1 protein-coding gene is annotated in these 233 nt (G+C 57.1%); it reads right to left on the reverse strand.

Annotated features, from left to right (window positions below; all coding sequences use genetic code 11):
* A partial coding sequence (locus L0M99_RS09960) for an L-rhamnose mutarotase (protein ID WP_337954212.1) occupies window positions 1–126 on the reverse strand: 126 nt, incomplete at its 3' end.
* Window positions 127–233: the final 107 nt, after the last annotated feature.

Consider the following 233-nt stretch of genomic DNA (forward strand, 5'->3'; position numbering starts at 1 on the left):
GGCGTAGTTATGCGCACCGTGAGATTTCAGCACTGCTTCCAGTTCCGGCCAGATGGGATTATGCCGACGCTGATACTCTTCGTGGGCGTCGGGGTTTACCTGCATGACAAAGGCTTTGCGGATCATGTTTGCTCCTTACAGCGCCAGCGCACTGGCGAGTGGTGTAACGCCGAAACGCTGGCCGAGCGCTATCAACTCTTCACGGCTGATGGTCTGTTTCATGCCGCCCATCG

This window comes from Varibaculum cambriense (assembly GCF_022133705.1).
Lineage (GTDB): Bacteria > Actinomycetota > Actinomycetes > Actinomycetales > Actinomycetaceae > Varibaculum > Varibaculum cambriense_A.